Origin of the sequence: Pseudoduganella flava, from assembly GCF_007830495.1 — a bacterium.
In the GTDB taxonomy this organism is placed as follows: Bacteria; Pseudomonadota; Gammaproteobacteria; order Burkholderiales; family Burkholderiaceae_D; genus Rugamonas; species Rugamonas flava.
In genome coordinates, this window is sequence record NZ_VLKW01000004.1 from 454,005 (window position 1) to 475,894 (window position 21,890).

The 21,890-nt window shown below is 68.5% G+C and carries 21 protein-coding genes and 1 pseudogene; 20 read left to right on the forward strand and 2 right to left on the reverse strand.

Features of this window, described 5'->3' with window-relative positions:
- Window positions 1-3: 3 nt before the first annotated feature.
- From IP92_RS13710 to IP92_RS13780, 16 genes and pseudogenes are all read left to right on the forward strand, one after another.
- Window positions 4-549, forward strand: coding sequence for a COG4648 family protein (locus tag IP92_RS13710; RefSeq protein WP_145875690.1), 546 nt, complete (start codon window positions 4-6; stop codon window positions 547-549).
- Entirely contained in the window at window positions 542-2,281 is a 1,740-nt protein-coding gene (locus tag IP92_RS13715) for an ApeI family dehydratase (RefSeq protein ID WP_145875693.1), read from the forward strand. Before IP92_RS13710 ends, IP92_RS13715 begins: the two co-directional genes overlap by 8 nt.
- Entirely contained in the window at window positions 2,274-3,017 is a 744-nt protein-coding gene (locus tag IP92_RS13720; protein WP_145875695.1) for a glycosyltransferase family 2 protein, read from the forward strand. The genes IP92_RS13715 and IP92_RS13720 overlap by 8 nt, the downstream gene beginning before the upstream one ends.
- Window positions 3,014-4,009 (forward strand): lysophospholipid acyltransferase family protein, encoded by a 996-nt coding sequence (locus IP92_RS13725; protein ID WP_443094147.1) that lies wholly within the window; start codon window positions 3,014-3,016, stop codon window positions 4,007-4,009. The genes IP92_RS13720 and IP92_RS13725 overlap by 4 nt, the downstream gene beginning before the upstream one ends.
- Window positions 3,996-5,552, forward strand: coding sequence for an HAL/PAL/TAL family ammonia-lyase (locus IP92_RS13730; RefSeq protein ID WP_145875697.1), 1,557 nt, complete (start codon window positions 3,996-3,998; stop codon window positions 5,550-5,552). The genes IP92_RS13725 and IP92_RS13730 overlap by 14 nt, the downstream gene beginning before the upstream one ends.
- Window positions 5,539-5,964 carry an acyl-CoA thioesterase gene (locus IP92_RS13735; RefSeq protein ID WP_145875699.1) on the forward strand — a complete coding sequence of 142 codons (426 nt, stop codon included), beginning with the start codon at window positions 5,539-5,541 and terminating at the stop codon, window positions 5,962-5,964. Before IP92_RS13730 ends, IP92_RS13735 begins: the two co-directional genes overlap by 14 nt.
- Window positions 5,961-6,578, forward strand: coding sequence for a LolA family protein (locus IP92_RS13740; protein WP_229418760.1), 618 nt, complete (start codon window positions 5,961-5,963; stop codon window positions 6,576-6,578). Before IP92_RS13735 ends, IP92_RS13740 begins: the two co-directional genes overlap by 4 nt.
- Window positions 6,578-8,965: an MMPL family transporter gene (locus tag IP92_RS13745; protein ID WP_145875960.1), complete on the forward strand. Its 2,388-nt coding sequence runs from the start codon at window positions 6,578-6,580 to the stop codon at window positions 8,963-8,965. Before IP92_RS13740 ends, IP92_RS13745 begins: the two co-directional genes overlap by 1 nt.
- Window positions 8,946-10,181, forward strand: a complete 1,236-nt coding sequence (locus IP92_RS13750; protein ID WP_145875700.1) for an NAD(P)/FAD-dependent oxidoreductase — start codon at window positions 8,946-8,948, stop codon at window positions 10,179-10,181. The genes IP92_RS13745 and IP92_RS13750 overlap by 20 nt, the downstream gene beginning before the upstream one ends.
- Complete coding sequence (locus IP92_RS13755; protein WP_229418761.1) at window positions 10,166-10,723, forward strand: DUF3261 domain-containing protein; 558 nt, start codon at window positions 10,166-10,168, stop codon at window positions 10,721-10,723. Before IP92_RS13750 ends, IP92_RS13755 begins: the two co-directional genes overlap by 16 nt.
- Window positions 10,724-10,736: 13 nt before the next feature.
- Window positions 10,737-11,906 (forward strand): annotated as a pseudogene (locus IP92_RS13760) (beta-ketoacyl-ACP synthase); the annotation flags it as partial.
- An 18-nt stretch (window positions 11,907-11,924) separates the two neighbouring features.
- On the forward strand, window positions 11,925-12,365 hold the full coding sequence (locus tag IP92_RS30790) for a hotdog family protein (protein WP_503826282.1): 441 nt from the start codon (window positions 11,925-11,927) through the stop codon (window positions 12,363-12,365).
- Window positions 12,362-13,099, forward strand: coding sequence for a 3-oxoacyl-ACP reductase FabG (fabG, locus tag IP92_RS13765; RefSeq protein ID WP_145875702.1), 738 nt, complete (start codon window positions 12,362-12,364; stop codon window positions 13,097-13,099). Before IP92_RS30790 ends, fabG begins: the two co-directional genes overlap by 4 nt.
- Entirely contained in the window at window positions 13,096-14,325 is a 1,230-nt protein-coding gene (locus IP92_RS13770) for a beta-ketoacyl-ACP synthase (protein WP_145875704.1), read from the forward strand. The genes fabG and IP92_RS13770 overlap by 4 nt, the downstream gene beginning before the upstream one ends.
- A 19-nt stretch (window positions 14,326-14,344) precedes the next feature.
- Complete coding sequence (locus tag IP92_RS13775) at window positions 14,345-14,791, forward strand: excinuclease ATPase subunit (protein ID WP_145875706.1); 447 nt, start codon at window positions 14,345-14,347, stop codon at window positions 14,789-14,791.
- Window positions 14,791-15,402 (forward strand): 4'-phosphopantetheinyl transferase family protein, encoded by a 612-nt coding sequence (locus IP92_RS13780; RefSeq protein ID WP_145875708.1) that lies wholly within the window; start codon window positions 14,791-14,793, stop codon window positions 15,400-15,402. Before IP92_RS13775 ends, IP92_RS13780 begins: the two co-directional genes overlap by 1 nt.
- Before the next feature lie 6 nt (window positions 15,403-15,408).
- On the opposite strand, the gene IP92_RS13785 is transcribed toward IP92_RS13780, so the two are convergent.
- Window positions 15,409-16,269 (reverse strand): polysaccharide deacetylase family protein, encoded by an 861-nt coding sequence (locus IP92_RS13785; RefSeq protein ID WP_229418762.1) that lies wholly within the window; start codon window positions 16,267-16,269, stop codon window positions 15,409-15,411.
- A 68-nt stretch (window positions 16,270-16,337) separates the two neighbouring features.
- On the opposite strand from IP92_RS13785, the gene IP92_RS13790 reads away from it, so the two are divergent.
- The gene (locus tag IP92_RS13790; RefSeq protein ID WP_145875712.1) at window positions 16,338-17,060 is read left to right on the forward strand and encodes a class I SAM-dependent methyltransferase; all 723 of its coding nucleotides are present in this window, start codon (window positions 16,338-16,340) and stop codon (window positions 17,058-17,060) included.
- A 33-nt stretch (window positions 17,061-17,093) separates the two neighbouring features.
- On the opposite strand, the gene IP92_RS13795 is transcribed toward IP92_RS13790, so the two are convergent.
- A complete protein-coding gene (locus IP92_RS13795; RefSeq protein ID WP_145875714.1) occupies window positions 17,094-17,753 on the reverse strand; it encodes an energy transducer TonB in 660 nt (219 codons plus the stop codon).
- A 153-nt stretch (window positions 17,754-17,906) separates the two neighbouring features.
- Here IP92_RS13795 and IP92_RS13800 point away from each other — a divergent pair, with 153 nt between their 5' ends.
- The 3 genes from IP92_RS13800 (at window position 17,907) to IP92_RS13810 (ending at window position 21,826) form a co-directional block, all read left to right on the forward strand.
- On the forward strand, window positions 17,907-18,560 hold the full coding sequence (locus IP92_RS13800) for a response regulator transcription factor (protein ID WP_145875716.1): 654 nt from the start codon (window positions 17,907-17,909) through the stop codon (window positions 18,558-18,560).
- Window position 18,561: 1 nt separating this feature from the next.
- Window positions 18,562-19,851 carry a sensor histidine kinase gene (locus IP92_RS13805; protein ID WP_145875719.1) on the forward strand — a complete coding sequence of 430 codons (1,290 nt, stop codon included), beginning with the start codon at window positions 18,562-18,564 and terminating at the stop codon, window positions 19,849-19,851.
- 67 nt (window positions 19,852-19,918) lie between these two features.
- Entirely contained in the window at window positions 19,919-21,826 is a 1,908-nt protein-coding gene (locus tag IP92_RS13810) for an MFS transporter (protein WP_145875721.1), read from the forward strand.
- Window positions 21,827-21,890 lie beyond the last annotated feature (64 nt).

A 21,890-nucleotide genomic window follows, 5' to 3' on the forward strand; every position in this document is an offset into this window, starting at 1 on the left:
CGCATGTTGTTGAACGTCGTCGCCGTGGCTGTCACGGTGCTGTATCCGCTGGCGATCTGGCTGGGCCACGGCCGCTTCGAGCCGCGCTGGCTGGCTGGCCTGTTGCTGCTGGCCGCGCTCGCGCGGCTGCCGGCGCTGCGCATCTCGCGCGGCGCGCGCTGGTCCGTGGCCGGTGCGCTGGTGCTGGTCGCCTGCGCCGTGTGGAGCAACGGCTTGCTGCCGCTGAAGCTGTATCCGGTGCTCGTCAGCGCCGCGATGCTGGGCGTGTTCGGCGCCAGCCTGCTGACGCCCGTCTCGGCGATCGAGCGGATGGCGCGGCTGTCCGGCCAGGACTTCCCGGCCGTCGCCGGCGCCTACATGCGCACCGTCACGCAGGTGTGGTGCGTGTTCTTTGTCTGTAACGGTGCGATCGCGCTGGGCACGGCGCTGTGGGCCAGCGATGCGGCATGGTCGCTGTACACGGGCGTGATCTCGTACGTGCTGATGGGCTTACTGTTCGGCGGCGAATACCTGGTCCGCCTGCGTTTCAAGCGGTTGCATCATGTCTGATTCGTTGTCCCTTCTCGTCGTGCGGCTGGCCGCGCGGCCAACCGCCATGCCTGTCGGCGTACGCGACGGCGCCGCCGTCGACACGGCCGCCTTCCTGGCCCGCGTGCGTGCGTGGCGCGCGCTGCTGCGCGAGCAGGCGGGCACGCGCTGGGCGCTGTACCTCGAGGACAGCATCGAGTTCGCGGCCGCGCTGCTGGGCGCCTGGCACGCCGGCAAGACCGTCTGGCTCAGTGCCGACACGCTCGATGCCACCTGCGCCCACCTGGCGCGCGAGGTCGACGGCTTCCTGGGCGACTTCCCGGCCGCGCGCGCGCCGCTGGCGCCCGACCCGCTGCCACAGTTTTGTCCCGGCGACGATGCGCCGTTCGAAGCGTTGGACGACGAGGCCGATGCGCTGGTCGTGTTCACGTCCGGCAGTACCGGCGCGGCCCAGGCGATCCCGAAGAAGCTGTGCCAGCTGGCCAGCGAAGTCGCCACACTGGAGATGCTGTTCGGCGCGGCCGCCGGCGACGCGCACGTGATCGCCACCGTCTCGCACCAGCACATCTACGGCCTGCTGTTCAAGGTGCTGTGGCCGCTGTACACGGGGCGGACGATCCATGCGCACAGCATCGCCTACCCGGAAACGCTGGCCGCCGCACTGGCCGCGCAACCGGCCGTGCTGGTCGCCAGCCCCGCGCACCTGAAGCGCCTGCCGGCCCACCTGGACTGGAGCGGTGCGCGCACGCAGCTGCGCGCCGTGTTCTCGTCCGGCGGCCCGCTGCCGGCCGACACCGCGCAAGCGTGCGGCACGCTGCTCGGCGCGGTGCCGTTCGAAGTGTTCGGCAGCTCGGAAACGGGCGGCATCGCATGGCGCCGCCGCGCGCAGCTGCCGCAGGTGGGCGACGAAGGCTGGACGCCGTTCCCCACCGTGACGTGGCGCCTCGTCGACGGCTTGCTGGAAGTACGCTCGCCGCACTTGCCGGACGATGCGTGGCTGCGCCTCGCCGACCGCGCGCAGGAGCTGGCCGGCGGCCGGTTCCAGCTGATGGGGCGGGGCGACCGCATCGCCAAGATCGAGGAAAAACGCATCTCCCTGGACGCGCTGGAAGCGGCGCTGCTGGCAACCGATCTGGCGGCCGAAGCGCGCGTCGTGCTGTGCGATCCGGAACCTGGCCAGCGCCAGATGCTGGCCGCGTTTGTCGTGCCGACGCCGGCCGGCCGCGCGCTGCTGGCCGCCGACGGCAAGCTGGCATTGAACGGCCGGCTGCGCGCCGCGCTGGCGGGCGTCGTCGACGCCGTCGCGCTGCCGCGCCGCTGGCGCTACCTGGACCAGCTGCCCGTCAACGCGCAAGGCAAGACGACCGTTGCGGCGCTGCTGGCGCTGCTGTCGGATCCTGTGCGGCAGCCGCACGTGCAGGTGCTCGAGCGCGACGAGCGCCGCGTGCTGATCGAGGTGACGGCCCCCGTCAACCTGCTGTACTTCGACGGCCATTTCGACCAAGCGCCGATCCTGCCGGGCGTGGCGCAGGTGGAGTGGGCGATCCGTTACGGCCGCGAGCACTTCGCGCTGCCGCCCGCGTTCCGCACGATGCAGGCCCTGAAATTCCAGCACGTGATCCAGCCCGGCATGCCGGTGCAGCTGGAGTTGCTGCACGATCCCGCCAAGGGCCAGCTGACGTTCGCCTACCGCTCATCCGCCGGCCAGCATGCCAGCGGCCGCGTGCTGTTCGGGGAGGCCGCCGATGTTTAAGCCTTGCGCCGTGATCCCCGTGTACAACCACGAAGGCGCCATCGGCGGCGTCACCGCGCGCCTGCTGGCGCACGGCCTGCATTGCGTGCTCGTCGACGACGGCAGCACGGCCGCCTGCGCGCGCGTGCTGGACGACATCGCCGCAGCCGAAAGCGGCCGCGTGACGCTGGTACGCCTGGCCGTCAACTCCGGCAAGGGTGCGGCCGTGATGGCCGGCCTGACGAAGGCGCGCGAGCTGGGCTACAGCCACGCGTTGCAGATCGACGCGGACGGCCAGCACGACACGGACGACGTGCCGCGCTTCCTCGCGCAAGGCGCGGCGCGGCCGGACGCGGTGATCTGTGGCCATCCCGTGTACGACGAGTCGGTGCCGAAGGCCCGGCTGTACGGCCGCTACGCGACGCACATCTGGGTGTGGATCAACACGCTGTCGTTCGACATCCGCGATTCGATGTGCGGCTTCCGCGTCTATCCGCTGGCGGCGATCCACGCGCTGGCGGCCCGCACGCGGCTGGGCAAGCGGATGAACTTCGATACGGACGTGCTGGTGCGGCTGCACTGGCGCGGCGTCGCCATCGTCAACGTGCCCACGCGCGTGCGCTACCCGGAAGACGGCGTGTCGCACTTCCTCGTGTGGCGCGACAACGTGCTGATCACCGGCATGCACACGGCGCTGTTCCTCGGCATGCTGCCGCGCATGCCGCTGCTGCTGGCCCGCAAGTGGAGGCGCAGGTGAGCGACGCGCAAGTGGGCGAGGCAGGGATGAGTGAAAGGCGGCGCCACTGGGCCTCGATCGACGAGGTGAGTTTCGTGGCCGGCATGCGCTTCCTGTTCTGGGTGTGCCGCCGCTTCGGCCGCTGGCCGTTCCGCGTGGCCGTCTATCCGGTGCTGGCCTGGTACCTGGCCACGCAGGGCAGGGCGCGGCGCGCGTCGCGCGACTACCTGCGGCGCATGCGGGCGTTCGTGGGCCCGGACGCCGGCAAGCGGGTGCCGGGCGTGCTGGCGCACTTCGCCAGCTTCGGCGAAAACCTGCTGGACAAGCTGCTGCTGTGGGGCGGCCTGTATCCGCTCGATGGCGTGCGGCTGTACGGCGGCGAATTGATCGAGAACGCCGTCGCGCGCCGCACCGGCGGCGTGATGATCTGCGCGCACCTGGGCAATGTGGAGCTGACGCGCGTGCTGTCGCGCCAGCGCAGTGCCGTGACGACGACGGTGCTGGTGCATACCAAGCACGCGCAGGCGTTCAACCGGCTGATGGGCAAACTGAATCCCGCCAGCCAGAGCAACCTGCTGCAGGTGACGGAGATGACGCCTGCCACGGCGATGCTGCTGTCCGAGCGCGTGTCGCGCGGCGAGTTCGTCGTCATCGCCGGCGACCGCGTGCCCGTGTCGGGCAACGAGCACGTGGCCACCGTGCCGTTCCTCGGCGAGCCGGCACCGTTCCCGGTGGGGCCGTACCTGTTGGCCGGTATCCTGCAATGCCCCGTCTACCTGCTGTTCACCGTGCGCGTGAACGGCGTGACGGAAGTGCACATCGAGCACTTCCAGGACGGCGTCCGGCTGCCCCGCAAGGGCCGCACCGAGGCGCTGGCGAGCCTGGCTGCCGCGTATGCGCGCCGGCTCGAGCACTACGCGGTGCGCGCACCGCTGCAATGGTTCAATTTCTACGATTTCTGGCACCTGCCGGTGCAACACAACTCTCAGGACACCGACGATGCATCTCGCTGACATCCAATCCGCCCGGCGCGCCGTGCGTTTCGACCGCAACCGGCTCACGATCGAAGACATCGTCGCCATCGCGCAAGGGCAGGCCAGCGCCGAGCTGTCCCCCGATCCGGACTTTCGCGCGGCGATCGCCCGCGGCGCCGACTTCCTCGACCGCCTGCTGCGCGAGGACGGCAATGTGTATGGCGTGACGACGGGCTATGGCGACTCGTGCACCGTGACGATCCCGCCGGACCTGGTGGCCGAGCTGCCGCACCACCTGTACACGTACCACGGCTGCGGCGCCGGCCGCTACTTCGATCCGGCCGAGACGCGCGCGATCCTGGCCGCACGCCTCGCATCGCTGGCCAAGGGCTACAGCGGCGTCTCCGTCGAACTGCTGCTGCAGATCACGCGCCTGCTGGACGCGGGCTTGCTGCCGCTGATCCCGGCCGAGGGTTCCGTCGGCGCGTCCGGCGACCTGACGCCGCTGTCGTACCTGGCCGCCGTGCTGTGCGGCGAGCGTGAAGTCTGGCGCAATGGCCAGATCGTCGACGCCGCCATCGCGCTGCGCGAAGCGGGCATCACGCCATTGAAACTGCGCCCGAAGGAGGGCCTGGCGATCATGAACGGCACGGCCGTGATGACGGCGCTCGCGTGCCTCGCCTACGACCGCGCCGAATACCTGGTGCGCCTCGCCACGCGGATCACGGCGCTGGCGTCGTACGCGCTGGACGGCAACGCCCATCACTTCGACGAAGTGCTGTTCTCCGTGAAGCCGCACGCCGGCATGCAGGGCGTGGCGGCGATGCTGCGCACGGACCTGCCGACCACCGTGTGGGAACGCAACGGCAAGCGCCTGCAGGACCGCTACTCGATCCGCTGCGCGCCGCACGTGATCGGCGTGCTGGCCGATGCGCTGCCGTTCTTCCGCGCCAATATCGAGAATGAACTGAACAGCGCGAACGACAACCCGCTGATCGACGGCGACAACGAGCGCGTGCTGCATGGCGGCCATTTCTACGGCGGCCACATCGCGTTCGCGATGGACGGCATGAAGAACGCCGTGGCCAATATCGCCGACCTGCTGGACCGTCAGATGGCGCTGCTCGTCGACGCCCGCTACAACAACGGCCTGCCGGCCAACCTGTCCGGCAGCACGGGGCCGCGCGCGGCGATCAACCATGGCCTCAAAGCCTTGCAGATCAGCGCGTCCGCGTGGACGGCCGAGGCGCTGAAGCTGACGATGCCGGCCTCCGTGTTCTCGCGCTCCACCGAATGCCACAACCAGGACAAGGTCAGCATGGGCACGATCGCCGCGCGCGACTGCCTGCGCGTGCTGGAACTGACGGAACAGGTCGTGGCCGCGCTGCTCGTCACGGTGCGCCAGGGCGCCTGGCTGCGCGCGCGCGTCACCCCCGAGCTGGCACTGCAGCCGCACCTGGTGCAGATGGTCGAGGCGCTGGGCATCGCGCCGATCGAGGAAGACCGCCGCCTCGATGGCGAGATCCGCGCTCTGGTCGGCAAGATCCGCGGCAAGGCATGGGAGCTGTATGCGCAAGGCTAAGGAGAGCCGCTGGTATGCGGAAGTCGACATGGAAGTCCAGTTCTTCGACCTGGACCCGATGGAGATCGTCTGGCACGGCAACTACGTGAAATACCTCGAGGTGGTGCGCTGCGCGCTGCTCGACAAGATCGGCTACAACTACCCGCAGATGAAGGAATCCGGCTATGCGTGGCCGATCGTCGACATGCGCCTGCGCTACGTGGCGCCGGCCACGTTCGGGCAGAAGATCCGCCTGCGCGCCGACATCGTCGAGTGGGAAAACTGCCTGAAGATCGACTACCTGATCACGGATGCGGCATCGGGCAAGCGCCTGAACCGCGCGACGACGACGATGGTGGCCGTGCACATCGACACGAAGGAGATGTGCTACGTGTCGCCGCCCGTACTGATGAAGAAACTGGGGATCGCATGAAGAAAATCCTGATGATGCTGGCCGTTGCGATGTCGGCCGGCGCATGCGCCACGACGCAGGCCGCGCCTGTGCCGGTCGCGAAGATCCAGGCGATGCTGGCGCAACCCAAAGCGATGTGCGGCCGCTTCGACCAGCAGAAGACGCTGGCCGGCATGAAGAAGCCGCTGGCGGCGAACGGCCGCTTCTGCGTGCTGCAGGAGAAGGGCGTGCTGTGGCGCACCCTGGCACCGTTCCCGAACACGCTGCGGCTGACGAAAGGCGAGATCGTCCACTACCAGGGCGATCGCGTGGCGATGCGCCTCGATGCGAAGACGGAACCGACGGTGCGCATGATCAACCAGGTGCTGTTCGCGCTGCTGGCGGGCGACCTCGCCCAGCTCGAGCAGCTGTTCAAGGTGGACGGCACGGTGGGCAGCGACAGCTGGAACGTGACGCTGGAAGCGCGCGAGCCGGCGCTGGCGAAGGCGATCGGCACGATCAAACTAGATGGCGGCGCCTACGTGAAGAACATCGTCATCAGCGAAGCGTCGGGCGACCGCACCAGCATCGTGTTCTCCGAGATCAAGAGCGGTGACGCGGCCCTGTTGCCGGAAGAGGCGGCGCTGTTCAAATGATGGCACGCGCCCGCACGTTCGCGATCCTGTGGCTGGCCGCCGTGTGCCTGCTGCTGGGGCATAACGCCTATCTGTGGTTCGTCCAGCGCATCGTGCCGGACACCGACATCATGGCGCTGCTCCCGGTGCAGGACCGCGACCCCGTGCTGCAACGCTCGTTCGCCCACATGGTCGACGCGGCGCAGCAGCGCGTGATCGTGCTGGTCGGCGCGCGCGAGTGGGAGGATGCGAAGCGGGCGGCCGATGCGTATGCCGCCGTGCTGGCGAAACGGCCGGACCTGTTCGCGGCAACCCAGGCGAACGAGCAACTGCAGTCGGATTACCTGGCATTGTTTCAGAAGCACCGCCTCGTGCTGATGACGGCGGCGCAGCAGGCGCAGTTGGAAAAGGAAGGCGCCGCGTTCTGGACGCAGCAGGCGCTGGCGAAACTATATGCGCCGTTCGGCGGCCCGAAGCTGGGCGCGTGGCAGGACGATCCGTTTGGCCTGTTCGCGGGCTGGGCGCAGGAGCGCGCGCAGGAAACCCCCGTGCGCCCGCGCGACGGGCACCTGTTCGTCGCGGACGACGCGATGCAGTATGTGCTGCTGCCGCTCACGCTGAAGGTACCGGCGCTGTCGATGACGGCGCAGGACCAGGTGCTGCCGCTGCTGCAGGCCGCAAAGACCGCCGCGCTGCAGGGCGCGCAGCTGGGTGCGCAGCAGGGCCGCGTCATCGAAGCGGGCGTGATCCTGCACGCCGCGGCCGCCAGCGCGCAGGCCAGCCGCGAGATGCATACGATCGGCCTCGGTTCGCTGGCCGGCATCGTGCTGCTCGTGTGGTGCACTTTCCGTTCGCTGAAACCCATCGGGCTGATCCTGCTGTCGCTGGGCATCGGCTGCCTGGGTGCGCTGTCCGTGTGCTGGCTGCTGTTCGGCCAGATCCACCTGATGACCCTCGTGTTCGGCGCAAGCCTGATCGGCGTCGCCCAGGATTACGGCGCGTACTACCTGTGCAACCGGCTGTCGGCACCGGCCACGCTGGATTCGCAGACGCTGCTGAAAAAGCTGCTGCCCAGCCTTGCGCTGACGTTGCTGGCCGCTGTGATCGGCTACACGGGCCTGGCGTTGACGCCGTTCCCGGGACTGCGCCAGATGGCCGTGTTTTCCGCGCTCGGGCTGATCTTCGCATGGCTGACGGTCGTGTGCTGGTTCCCCCAGCTGATCGGCCCCCAGACGTTGCGGGGCGGCGCGCTGGCGCAGCGCTACGGCGCGTTGCTGGCGCGCTGGCCCGTGCTGCGCGCGCAGCGGACCACGTGGATCGCCGCCGTGCTGTTCGGCGCCGCCGCGCTGTTCGGCATCGCGCGCATGAAGGCGAACGACGACATCCGCCAGCTGCAGAATCCGCCGAAGCACCTCGTTGACGACCAGCTCGCGCTGGGCAAGCTGCTCGATGCGCCGACGCCCGTGCAGTTCTTCCTCGTGCGCGGCACGTCGCAGGAACAGGTGCTGCAACGCGAAGAAGAACTGAAGCGCAGGCTCGATCCGCTGGTCCAGCGGGGCAAGCTGACGGGCTACCAGGCGCTGTCGAACTGGGTGCCGTCGGCGCGCACGCAGCAGGAGCGGCGCGCGCTGCTGGACTTGAAGCTGCTGGGACATGGCGGGCCGCTGGCCGCGCTGGCCCAGCAGACCGGGGAGGATGGCGCATGGGTCGACGCGACCGCGGCGCGGCTGCGCGCAGCCGGCACGCCGCTGACGCTGGACGCCTTCCTGCAAGCGCCCAGCAGCGAGCCGTGGCGCCACCTGTGGCTGGGCAAGGAACATGGCGAGTACGCCAGCATCGTCGCGCTGCGCGGCCTGAATTTCGCCGACGCGGTGATGCTGTCACGCCTGGCGCGCGACGTCGCCGGCGTGCAGTGGGTCGACAAGGTCGCGGAGATCTCGTCCGTGCTGGGCGCCTACCGCGTGACGATGGGCTTCGTCGTGCTGGCCGCCTATGGCGTCGTGTTCCTGTTGCTGCTGCCGCGCTACCGCGGCCGCGCGTGGCGCGTGATCGCCCCGACGGCGGCCGCCAGCATCGCCACGCTGGCGATCCTGGGCTACGCGGGGCAGGACCTGCAGCTGTTCCACGTGCTGGCGCTGATGCTGCTGCTGGGGATCGGCGTCGACTACGGCATCTTCATGCAGGAGAGCCCGGATCGCCGCGATGCCACGGCATGGCTGGCCGTCGGCCTGTCCGCCGCGAACACGATCCTCGGCTTCGGCCTGCTGGCGCTGTCGAACACGCCGGCGCTGCACTCGTTCGGCTTGACGATGTTGCTGGGCACGCTGATCGTGTGGCTGGCCGTGCCCTGTTTCGGTAACCCCTCAATCAAAAAGAAAGTAGATGCAGATGCAATTGGAATCCGCTGAAATCCTGATCGTCGGCGCGGGCCCCGCCGGTTCCGTCGCCGCCGCCCTGTTGAGGAAACAGGGCCGCCAGGTGCTCGTGATCGAGCGCGAACAGTTCCCCCGGTTCTCGATCGGCGAGAGCCTGCTGCCGCAGAGCATGCAGTATCTGGAGGAAGCGGGCATGCTGCGCGCCGTCGTCGAGGCGGGCTTCCAGTTCAAGAACGGCGCGGCGTTCATGAAGGACGGCGTCTACACGGCCTTCGATTTCCGCGACAAGCATTCGGAAGGCTGGGGCACGACGTACCAGGTGCAGCGCGCCGACTTCGACCACCTGCTGGCGAAAGAAGCGCAGAAGCAGGGCGCCGAGATCCGTTTCCGCCATGAAGTGCTGGACATCGAACTGGGCCGCCCTGGTGGCCGCTCGCTCGTCACCGTCAAGGACCCGGACGGCCGCCAGTATCAGGTCGAAGCGGGCTTCATCCTCGATGCCAGCGGCTTCGGGCGCATCCTGCCGCGGCTGTTGAAGCTGGAGACGCCGTCGAACTTCCCCGTGCGGGGCGCGATCTTCACGCACGTGGCCGACGGCATCGCCGAAGGCTTCGACCGCAACAAGATCCGCGTCACCGTGCACCCGCGCCACAACGACGTGTGGTTCTGGACGATTCCATTCGCCGGCGGCCGCTGCTCGCTGGGCGTGGTTGCCGAGACGGCCTTCCTGGAGCAGTACCAGGGCTCGCCGACCGAGCGGCTGCAGACCATCGTGGCCGAAGACCCATCGCTGGCGGACCTGCTGAAGAACGCCACGTGGGATACGCCGGCGCGGCAGATCGTCGGCTACTCGGCCAACGTGGAAAAACTGTGGGGCGAGGGCTATGCGCTGCTGGGCAACGCGGGCGAGTTCCTCGACCCCGTGTTCTCGTCCGGCGTGACGATCGCCGTGCGCTCGGCCAGCCTGGCGGCCGGCGTGCTGGCGCGCCAGTTCGCCGGCGAAGCGGTCGACTGGCAGGCGGAATACGGCGCGCCGCTGCGCAAGGGCGTCGACACGTTCCGCGCCTTCGTCGAATCGTGGTACGCGGGCGGCTTCCAGCGCATCATCTTCCATGAGCGGCAGCAGCCGGAGATCCGCCGCATGATCGCGTCGATCCTGGCCGGCTACGCCTGGGACCAGAGCAATCCGTACGTGAAGGAGACGACACGGCGGCTGGCGGCACTGGAGGCGGCGTGCGCGCTCACCTGAAGGCTGGACTGGCAACGGCAGCGGTGCTGGCGGCGCTGCTGGCTGGCTGCGCCAGCGCGCCGCCACCGCCGGCCCGCCTCGGCCTGAAGCTGGCCCCGGCCGCGCTGGGCCAGTCGATCAGCGTGCAGCAGCACCTGAAGGTGGAGCGCGCCGGCCGCACGGACGACCTGGACGTCGCGCTGCAAGTCGAGCCGGATGCGGTCGACGTGGTCGGCCTCGCGTTCGGCCAGCGCGTGCTGTCGCTGCACTACGACGGCAAGGATGTGAAGGAATGGCGGCACGTGATGCTGCCGCGCCAGGTGCGCGCGGAAGACGTGCTGGAAGACATGCAGCTGACGTTGTGGCCCGCCGAAGCGGTCGCGCAGGCGCTGCCGGAAGGCTGGCGCATCGCCGAGCAGGGGCTGCACCGCACGCTGTACCTGCACGACGAGCCGATCATGGAGATCGCCTACAGCGGCACGCCGCGCTGGAGCGGCACGGTGGTGCTGGACAACCTGCGGTATAAATACCGGCTGACGATTCAGTTTGCCCCGAACGAATGAAGCGATGAATGCAATGTATGTCTACCTGAACGAGTGCGGCATCGTGTGCGCGCTGGGCGCGAGCCGGGACGAGGTGCGCGACAACCTGTTCGCCGGCCGCGCCGGCGTGCAGCCCAGCACCGATTGCTCGCCGGGCCGCGCGCTGCCGCTGGGCCAGGTGCGCGCCGCGCTGTCGTCGGTGGACCACCTGCCGGCCGCTCAGCGCAGCCGCAACAACGCGCTCGCGCTGGCCGCGCTGGCGCAGATCCGTCCGGCCGTCGACGCGGCCGTGGCGCGCTACGGTGCGCACCGGGTCGGCGTCATCCTCGGCACCAGCACGTCCGGCATCGCCGAGACGGAGAAGGCGGTGCTGCACAAGGCGGCGCACGGCACGCTGGACGAGGCCTTCCATTACGGCCAGCAGGAGATGGGCTCGCCCGCGGCGATGCTGGCGGAACAGCTGGGCATCAGCGGGCCCGCCTACGTGCATTCCAGCGCCTGCTCGTCCAGCGCGAAGGCGATGGCCAGCGCGGCGCGGCTGATCCGCATGGGCCTGTGCGATGCCGTGCTGACGGGCGGCGCCGACTCGCTGTGCGCATTCACCGTGGCCGGCTTCTCGGCACTGGAGTCGGTCAGCGCCGAGCGCTGCAACCCGATGAGCGCGAACCGGCACGGCATCAATATCGGCGAAGGTGCGGCGTTGTTCCTGATGACGCGCGAGCCGGCCGCCGTGGCGCTGCTGGGCTGGGGCGAATCGTCGGACGGCCACCACATGTCGGCACCCGATCCCACCGGCGCCGGCGCGCGCCTGGCGCTGACGGATGCGCTGCGCCGCGCCGGCCTGGCGCCCGCCGACATCGACTACATCAATATGCACGGCACTGCCACGCCGCAGAACGATGCGATGGAGTCGCGCGTGATCGCCGAGTTGTTCGGCTGCGAAGTGCCGGTCAGCTCGACCAAGCCGCTTACCGGCCACACGCTGGGCGCCGCGGCGGCCATCGAAGCGGCGCTGTGCTGGCTTGCGCTGCAGCCGGAAAACAGCCGCGGGCACCTGCCGCCGCACCTGTGGGACGGTCAGCCCGACCCCGCGCTGCCGGCACTGAACCTGGTGCCGCCGGGTGCCACGCTGGGGCGGCCGCTGCGCCATGTGGCCAGCACGTCGTTCGCGTTCGGCGGCTCGAACGCGGCGCTGGTACTGGGGCACGCACCGCTGCCGCCGATCGCGGAACTGCTGCCGCATTCGGGGAAGATGGTGCTGCTCGACAGCGTGGTCAGTGCCGGCGACGACGACCTGTGCGCGCAGGTGGCGATCCGGCCGGACAGCATGTTTTGCGATGGCGCGGCCGTCGGCAGCTGGGTCGGCATCGAATACATGGCGCAGGCCATCGCCGCCCACGCGGGCTGGCTGGCGCGCCGGCGCGGCGACGCCGTCAAGGTAGGATTCCTGCTGGGATCGCGCAAATACGAAGCGGCCGTGCCGGCGTTCGCAGTGGGCGCCGTGCTGCACGTGCATGCGCACCGCGCGCTGCAGGGCGACAACGGCCTGGGCGCGTTCGAGTGCAGGATCGAAGTAGAGGGCAGGACCGTGGCCACGGCGACGGTGACGGTCTACCAGCCCGATAATGTGAACGAGTTTCTACAAGGTGGAACAGCAGTATGAATCAAACTACATCCATGAGCGTGCTGGTGACAGGGTCGTCGCGCGGCATCGGCAAGGCCGTCGCGCTGCGCCTGGCACGCGAAGGCTACGACGTGGTGCTGCATTGCCGCAGCCAGCGCGCCGAGGCTGACGCGGTGGCCGCGCATATCGCCGAGATGGGCCGCGCCGCGAGGGTGCTGCAATTCGACGTCAGCGATCGCGCCGGCACGGCCGCCGCGCTGGAAGCGGACATCGCGCAGCACGGCTGCTACTACGGCGTCGTGTGCAGCGCCGGCATCGCCCGCGACAATGCCTTCCCGGCCATGTCCGGCGAGGACTGGGACCTGGTGCTGCGTACCAACCTGGATGGCTTCTACAACGTGCTGAACCCCCTCGTGATGCCGCTGGTCCAGCGCCGCAAGCCGGGCCGCATCGTCACACTGGCTTCCGTGTCCGGCCTGATCGGCAATCGCGGCCAGGTGAACTACAGCGCCGCCAAGGCCGGCATCATCGGCGCGACGAAGGCGCTGGCGCTGGAACTGGCCAAGCGCGCGATCACGGTGAACTGCGTGGCGCCCGGCCTGATCGAGACGGACATGACGAGCGACGTGCCGATGGACGAGGCATTGAAGATGATCCCGGCGCGCCGCATCGGCAAGCCGGAAGAGGTGGCGGCCGCCGTCAGCTTCCTGATGAGCGAGGATGCCGGCTACATCACGCGCCAGGTGATCTCCGTCAACGGGGGCCTCGCATGAGCCGCCGTGTCGTCGTCACCGGCATGGCCGGCATCAGCCCGATCGGCAACGACTGGCCGGCGATCCACGCGCGCCTGCGCGAAGGGCGCAACGCCGTCGTGCGGATGGAAGAGTGGTCTCACTACGAGGGCTTGAACACGAACCTGGGCGCGCCGGCCGCGCCGTTCGATCTGTCCGAGCGCTTCAACCGCAAGAGCACGCGCAGCATGGGCCGCGTGGCGCTGATGGCCACCCGCGCCTGCGAACTGGCGCTGCAGGAGGCCGGGCTGCTCGGCCACCCGCTGCTGACATCCGGCGCGATGGGCGTGTCGTTCGGCTCGTCCGCCGGCACGCCGAGCGCCATCGGCGACTTCGGCCGCATGATGGACGAGCGCACCACGCGCGGCATCAATGCGACGACCTACATCAAGATGATGTCGCACACGGCGCCCGTCAACATCGGCGTGTTCTTCGGCATCACGGGCCGCGTGTACACGACGTCGTCCGCCTGCACGTCGGGTAGCCAGGGCATCGGCTATGCGTACGAAGCGATCAAGAGCGGCAAGCAGACGGCCATGCTGGCCGGCGGCGCCGAGGAACTGGATGCCACCGAGGCCGCCGTGTTCGACACGCTGTTCGCGACCAGCACGCGCAATGACGCGCCGCATACGTCGCCGCGCCCGTTCGACGCGCAGCGCGACGGCCTGGTGATCGGCGAAGGCGCCGGCGCGCTGGTGCTGGAGGAACGCGAACACGCGCTGGCGCGCGGCGCCACGATCCATGCGGAACTGGTGGGCTTCGGCACCAACAGCGACGGCGTGCACGTGACGCAACCGAACGCCGCGACGATGAAGACGGCGATGGAGCTGGCGCTGGCCGACGCTGGCCTGCAGGCTGCCGACATCGGCTATGTGAACGCGCACGGCACGGGCACGGCGCAAGGCGACGTGGCCGAATCGCTGGCGACGCAACAGGTGTTCGGCAGCGGCGTGCCGATCAGCTCCCTGAAGAGCTACATGGGCCACACGCTGGGCGCCTGCGGCGCGCTGGAAGCCTGGATCAGCATCGAGATGATGCGGGCCGGCTGGTTCGCGCCGACGATCAACCTCGACCAGGTGGACCCGGCGTGCGCACCCCTCGATTTCATCGCGGGCCAGGGCCGCGAGCTGCAATGCGAGTACGTGATGTCGAATAATTTCGCATTCGGCGGCATCAACACCTCCCTGATCTTCAAACGAGCAAATTAACCACAGCAAAGGAAGAAAAATGAAAAAAGCGATGTTGACGATGGTCCTGGCGGCAACCGCCTGCGCAGCCACCCTGCCGGCCAGCGCAGCCGACCGCAAGCTGATGCTGCCGATCGCCGGCGCGATGGCGTCGAACGATGCGCAGGGCCGCCTGGGCGACAACGTGAAGTTCTACTTCGGCGACCAGCCGACGCCGAAGGTCACGCAGAAGATCACGAGCGACCGCACCAGCCAGAAGACCAACAGCTTCGGCAAGACGCCGGAAACGGCCTGCAACTGGGCGTTCCTGTCGGCGATGCTGGCATTGAAGAAGAAGGCCGAGGAAGTGGGCGCGAACGCCGTCGTCAACATCGTCAGCAACTACAAGAACAACGAGATGTCGAGCCAGACGGAGTTCGAATGCCACGACGGTAACATCGTCAGCGGCGTTGCGCTGAAAGGCGAGTTCGTGAAGATCGCGCAGTAATGACGCAGGCGGCCGCGCACGTCTGGCTTGCCGACATCGGCGCGCTGGACGAGGCGCGGCTCGATCTGTACTGGCAGTGGCTGTCCGACAGCGAGCGCGCGCGCGAGTTCGCACGGCCGCAGCGGCGGCGCCAGTTCATCGCCGCGCGCGCGCTGCTGCGCATCGCGGCCGGCGACTTGCTTGGCCTGCCGCCCGCGGCAGTCGTATTCGGCGGGCAGGCGGGAAGGGCGCCGTGGCTGGTATCGCCGGCGGTTGCACTGCCCGGCCTGTCGGTATCGCACAGCGGCGACTGGGTCGCCTGTGCGCTCAGCACGGAGACGGCGCTGGGCCTCGACATCGAAGTGAAGGAAGCGGGCCGGGACGTCGATGCGTTGGCCGAGCATGCGTTCGATGCGGCGACGTGTGCGCGCCTCGCGGCGCTGGCACCAGGGGAGCGGTTGCACGAGTTTTATGCGGCATGGAGCGCGCAGGAAGCGCGCATCAAGCTAGGAATGGATGCGGTGAATTTGGAGGCAGCGGCGTGCGTCGCAGTGGCGCATGACGTACTGGCGATCGCGCTGTGCGCGGCGCAGCCGCTGGCGGCGCCGGTGGTGCACGTTGCCGCGCTGTAGTGCGGGTTACTGCCAGAGCCAGTTCCACAAGCCCGGCAGCCGCGGATGTTCCGCGGCACTCTTGACGGTGCTGGCCAGCGCCGCCCGTTCGAGCGCGTCGTGCTCGTCGTAGAAGGGTTTCGTGGCGACGGGGATATCGAGTTCGTGCGCCACGTCGAGCAGGATCGCCAGGTATTCGTCGAGGTGGCTGGCCGTATAGCTGTTCACGTCGTGGAAGGTGACGACGACAGGCGTGACCCCGTCGACGCTGTGCATCGCGCCGGCGGACCAGCGCTTCTTCGTTTCGGCCAGCATGGCGAGCAGGTTGGCGCGCTTGTGCCAGCTGAAGTTGACGCCCCAGATCTTGCCGTCGTTGGCGTTCAGGTCCGTCAGCAGCATTGCCAGGCCGTGGCGGTGATAGCTCTCCAGCGTGGCCGCATCGTAGGCCCAGAACGGCGGGCGCACCAGTACGGGAGGCGTGCCGGTCAGGGAGCGCAGGTCGTCGACGCCGCGCTGCAGGGTTTCGTCCAGCTCGGCGGCGCCCATGAAGCGGTGATTCGCGTGCGTGGCGGTGGCCGAATGCAGGGCGACGACGTGGCCCGCATCGTACTCGCGGCGGATCAGCGCGCGGCCCGTGGCCGTACCGCCGCCGCGCCAGTGGCGCGTCTGCGTGAAGAAGACGGCCTTAATGCCGTCCTGCACGCCGTTGTGCGCCAGCGTGCCGAGCACGCGGACGGTGGAATTGCTGTCGTCGGCCGCCGCGCTGGGGCCGTCGTCGAAGGTCAGCAGGAAGCGTATCGGCGCGACGTGCGCCGGCTCCGCCGTGTCGGCACGGGCCTGCGGCAGGATGGACAGCGCGAGCAGCAGTAGCGGAACACGGATCGACACGAGAGCATTGGATGTTGGACGGGCACGCATTATAAAGCGGCGTCCGGATTGAAATTAAGGGAAATTGTATGAATGCACAGCCACAATGGACACAGCCGGCCGCCGAACCGCACGTGCCGGAAACGGAATTCGGTAAATGGTTCCTGCGCACCGAGACGTGGACGGTGCACGTGCTGGAACGGGCGCTGACCGACCTGGCGCGGCTGATGCCGGCGGATCGCACCAGCTATGAGGTGGTGGCGGACGTGGGCTGCGGCTACGGCCGCTCGCTGCCGAAGCTGCACCGCCGCTTCGCGCCGCGCCGGCTGATCGGCATGGACATCGATCCCGAGATGCTGGAAGCGTCGAGCCGGGAAGTGACGGCGCATGGCATCGCCGCCGAGTTCATTTGCTGTTCCAGCTCGAACATCGCCTTGCCCGATGCATCGGTGGACCTGCTGTTCTGCCACCAGACGTTCCACCACCTGATCGACCAGGAAAACGCGATCCGCGAATTCTTCCGCGTGCTCAAACCGGGCGGCGTGCTGCTGTTCGCCGAGTCGACCCGGCGCTACATCCACTCGTGGATGATCCGGCTGCTGTTCCGCCACCCGATGGACGTGCAGAAGACGGCGCCGGAATACCTGGCGATGGTGCGCGCCGCCGGTTTCGACGTGCCGGACAGCGCCGTCTCCTATCCGTTCCTGTGGTGGAGCCGAGAAGACCTGGGCCTGATGGAGCGCGTGCTGCGCATCAAGCCGCCGGCGGTGCGCGAGGAAACGCTGATCAACCTGGTCGCCCGCAAGCCCTGAGCGGGAGGCCGGCAGGCCTTTCGGCTTGCCGGCCTACTCGTCCAGGTTCCACACGTACTGCATCCGCGTCCACGACTGGTAGGGCACGCCGTCCACGGTGCCCGGCTGGAAGCGGCACAGCGACAACCCCGCCTGCGCCGCGCGATCGAGTTCGCGCGAGCCGCTCGACTTCTCCACCTTCGATTCCATCACCTTGCCGTCCGTGCCGATCAGGAAGGCCAGCGTGACCGTGCCGGTGTCGCCGTTGCGCTGCGCATTGCGCGGATATTCAGGCCGCGTGCATGCCTTCGCATCCACCACCGGCGCCACCTTCACCGGCTCGCGCCTGGTTTGTTCCACGGGCGGCTGCTGGCGCACCGTGCCGCCCCGCGTGTCGGCGGGCGGCGGCGGTTCGTCGATGCGGCGGGTCGTGATGTCCACCGGCTCCACCGGCGGCACGTCCGGCGTGATGTCCGGCACGACGACCGACGTGGTCGGCGGCGGCAGGATGTCCGGCAGCGGCACCGGCGGCGGGGGCGGCGGCGGCGGGGTGTCCGGAATGGGGATCACGTCGACGATGCTCTCCGGCGCACGGTGGATCAGGATCTTCGAGCTGTGCAGCGCAACGAAGGCCGCGGCGACGTGCAGCAGCACGACGACGGCGATGCCGGTGGGGTTGCGCCGTCCGGCGCGCTGGTTGTCGAGGAAGTTCATGGCGCACTCCTTTACCTTGGTTGGAAATCTGGATTGCTATGTCGTGGAAGTATACTATTCCATGTAATGGTAAAAATGGAAGGGGTTAACGAGTAATTATGTGGAGTGGTATGCTTCCACTCATTGGTAATGAAGTTTGCGGAGGGCTGGTAGATGAGGAAGGCGAAGGAAGAACGGATCCGCGTGATGCTGGCGGACGACCACCCGATCGTGATGACGGGGTTCGCGCTGTCGCTGGAGCGGCCGGACATCGAGGTGGTGGCGCAGGCAAGGAGCCCGGCCGAGGCGCTCGAGCAGTTCGCCGCATTGCAGCCGGACGTGCTGGTGCTGGACATCCGCTTCGGCGAGCAGTTGACGGGCCTCGACGTGGCGCGCGACATCCTGGCCCGCGACGGCGCCGCGCGCATCGTGTTCCTGACGCAGTTCGACCAGGACAGCCTGATCAAGGAGTGCTACCGGATCGGCGCGCGCGCGTTCATCACGAAGGATTGCGACCCGGAGGAGTTGGCTGCGGCCGTGCGCCGCGCCCACGCGGGCGAGCTGTATTTCATGCCGCGCATCGCCGAGCGCCTCGCCAGCCTGTCCGTGCAGGGCGACGCGTCGCCGCAAGCGCTGCTCGACGAGCGCTCGCTGGAGATCTTCACGCTGATGGCGGAAGGCTTGACGAACGCCGAGATCGCCGAGCGGCTCGATGTGTCGTCGAAAACGATCAGCAATGCCAGCCAGGCCATCAAGGACAAGCTGGGCGTGCAGCGCGCCGCCGACATCACGCGGCTGGCGGTGCGCTACGGCTTGCTGCAGCCCTGAGATGACGCCGCTGTCCTGGCGCCATTGGAGCACCCGCACGCGGCTGCTGGCGATCACCCTGGCACCGCTGGTGGTGCTGTGCCTGGCCCTTGTGTGGCTCAGCTACCTGTCGCGCCAGGACGAGGTGCGTGCCGAGCTGGCCGAACGGGGCACGCTGCTGGCGCGCGTGCTGGCCGACAGCAGCGAATACGCCGTGGTGTCCGGCCAATACGACGAGTTGCGCCGCTCGGTGCGCGGCGTGCTGCAGGCCGATCCGGCCATCGTCGAAGTGGCGCTGCTGGACGCGCAACGGCGCGAGCTGCTGCGCCTGGCGGGCCAGGCGCGCGGCCAGCCGGAGCGCCGCTACTATGAGGCGCCGGTCGTCAAGCGCCTCGTGTGGCTGAACATGCGCGCGCAGGACGGCCGCGTCGTGTTCGGCGCGGCGAATGGCGCGCCGCCGCCCGCGTTTGAAACGGTGGGCTATCTCCGCGTGCGGATGTCCGCCGATGCCCTGCTGGCGCGCCAGGCGGCGCGCTTCCGGCTTGAACTGCTGGCCGTCACGGCAGGGCTGCTGCTGTGCGGCGCGCTGGCCTGGCGGCTGTCCGAAGGGTTCGACACGTCGTTGCAGGCGTCGATCGCCGCGCTGCGCGAGGCGGACGCGGAAAAGCGCCGGCTGCTGCGCCGCCTGAACACGGCCGTGGAAGAGGAGCGCCAGAGCATCGCGCTGGAGATCCACGACGAATTGAACGCCGCGCTGATCGCCGCGCGGCTGGAGTCGCAGCGCATCGCCACCTTGGCCGCCACCGTGGAGCCTGCCGACGTGGCAGAGGACATCGCGGCCCGCGCGCGCTCGATCACGCAGACGACGCTTGGGCTGTACAACAGCGGCCGGGCGCTGGTGCGGCGCCTGCGCCCCGAGGTGCTGGACATGCTCGGCCTGCAGGGCGCGATCGAGGAGATGGTGCGGCAGATGGATGCCAGCCATGCCGACTGCCGCTTCACCTGCCGCGTCGAAGGCGAGTTCGCGGGTCTCGAACCGGAACTGGCGATCTCGATCTATCGCATCGTGCAGGAGGCGCTGTCGAACGTCGTCAAGCATGCCCGCGCGCGCCATGCTGCCGTGCTGCTGGCGCGCCGCGACGGTGCGGTGACGATCGACGTGCGCGACGACGGCATCGGCTACGCCGCCACGAGCACGGATGGCGTGGGCATCGCCGGCATGCGCGAACGCGTGCATGCGGCAAGTGGCAGCTTCACGATCGATAGCGACGGTGGCGGCACGCGCATCGCGATCCGCCTGCCGCTCGCGTGAGGTCGCACGTTGTCCGGCCGGCGGAAGTGGGGTATGTTGTCGGTTCCGTTTTTCATGAGCACCGCACATGAGCCATGCCAGTCAATTCACGCTGCTGACGCAGCGCCGTTTCGCGCCGTTCTTCTGGACGCAGTTCCTGGGCGCGTTCAACGACAACCTGTTCAAGACGGCGCTGATCGTCGTGCTGACGTTCGACGCGGCCAGCTGGACGGCGCTGTCGCCGTCGATGGTGACGAACCTGATCCCGGGGCTGTTCATCCTGCCGTACGTGCTGTTCTCCGCAACGGCGGGGCAGGTGGCCGAGAAGTTCGAGAAGGCCGCGCTGGTGCGCTTCATCAAGTGGGCCGAGATCGCGATCATGGGCATCGCGGCGGCGGGCTGGCTGACGCACACGCTGTGGCTCCTGATCCTGGCCGTGTTCGCGATGGGCACGCACTCCACGCTGTTCGGCCCCGTCAAATACTCGTACATGCCGCAGCAGCTGCGGCCCGAGGAACTCACGGGCGGCAACGGCATGGTGGAGATGGGCACGTTCGTCGGCATCCTGCTGGGCCAGGTGTTTGGCGACGTGATCGTGATGCACGGCGCGCTGGGCATTTCGGTGGTGGCCGGGGCCACCGTCGGCTTCGCGGTGCTGGGTTTGCTGGCCAGCTACCGCATCCCGCTGACGCCCGCGCCAGCGCCCGACTTGCGGATCGCCTGGAACCCGCTGGCGGAAACGGTGCGCAACCTGCGGCACTCGGCCGGCAATCGCAGCGTGTTCCTGTCGATGCTGGGCAATTCGTGGTTCTGGTTCTACGGCGCTATGGTGCTGGCCCAGTTCCCCGTGTATGCGATGAACTACCTGCATGGCGATCACAGCGTGTTCGTGCTGCTGTTGACGGTGTTCTCGCTGGGGATCGGCGCCGGCTCGCTGCTGTGCGAGAAGCTCTCCGGCCGCAAGGTGGAGATCGGCCTGGTGCCGTTCGGGTCCATCGGCCTGTCGCTGTTCGGCGTCGACCTGTATTTCGCCAGCCTCGGTTACGGCGGTAGCGCGCTCGGGTCCACCCTCATGTCGCCCGTCGACGCGTTCGGCATGCTGGCGCAGCCGGGCGCGTGGCGCATCGTGTTGGACGTCGTGCTGATCGGCGTGTTCGGCGGCTTCTTCATCGTGCCGCTGTTCGCGCTGATCCAGCTGCGCTGCGATCCGCGCCACCTGTCGCGCACGATCGCCGGCATGAACATCCTGAACGCGCTGTTCATGGTGGCGGCGGCCGGCGTTGCGATCCTGCTGCTGGGGCAGGGCCTGACGATTCCGGAACTGTTCCTGGCCACCGCGATCATGAATGCGCTCGTCGCCGCCTACATCTTCTCGCTGGTGCCGGAATTCCTGATGCGCTTCCTGGCCTGGCTGCTGATCCACACGGTGCACAAGGTGAAGGTGATCGAGGCCGGCCGCATTCCGGAGGAGGGCGCCGCGGTCCTCGTCTGCAACCACGTCAGCTACGTCGATGCGATCGTCATCATGGCGGCGAGCCCGCGGCCGATTCGCTTCGTGATGGACCACCGCATCTTCAAGACGCCGCTCCTGGGCTTCATTTTCCGCACGGCGAAGGCGATCCCGATCGCGCCGGCGAAGGAAGACCCGTGGCTGCTGGAGAAGGCCTACGTGGACATCGCCCATGCGCTGCACGACGGGGAGCTGGTATGCATCTTCCCGGAAGGACGGCTGACGACGACGGGCGAGATCAACGAATTCAAGGGCGGCATCGCGAAGATCGTCGAACGCTCGCAGGTGCCGGTGATTCCGATGGCGCTGCGCGGCCTGTGGGGCCACCTGCTTTCGCGCAGCGACGACAACGTGTTCGAACGGGCGTTCCGCAAGGGACTGCGTTCGCGTCTCGCGCTGGCGGTGGGCCAGCCGGTGCCGCCGTCGGACGCTACTCCCGAGCTGCTGCAGCGCGAGGTGCTGGCGCTGCGCGGCGACTGGAAATAAGGCCGCGGCGGCTTAATGGTTGCTCTGGCATACAACTCGTTACAATAAGATCACACGAACGGGC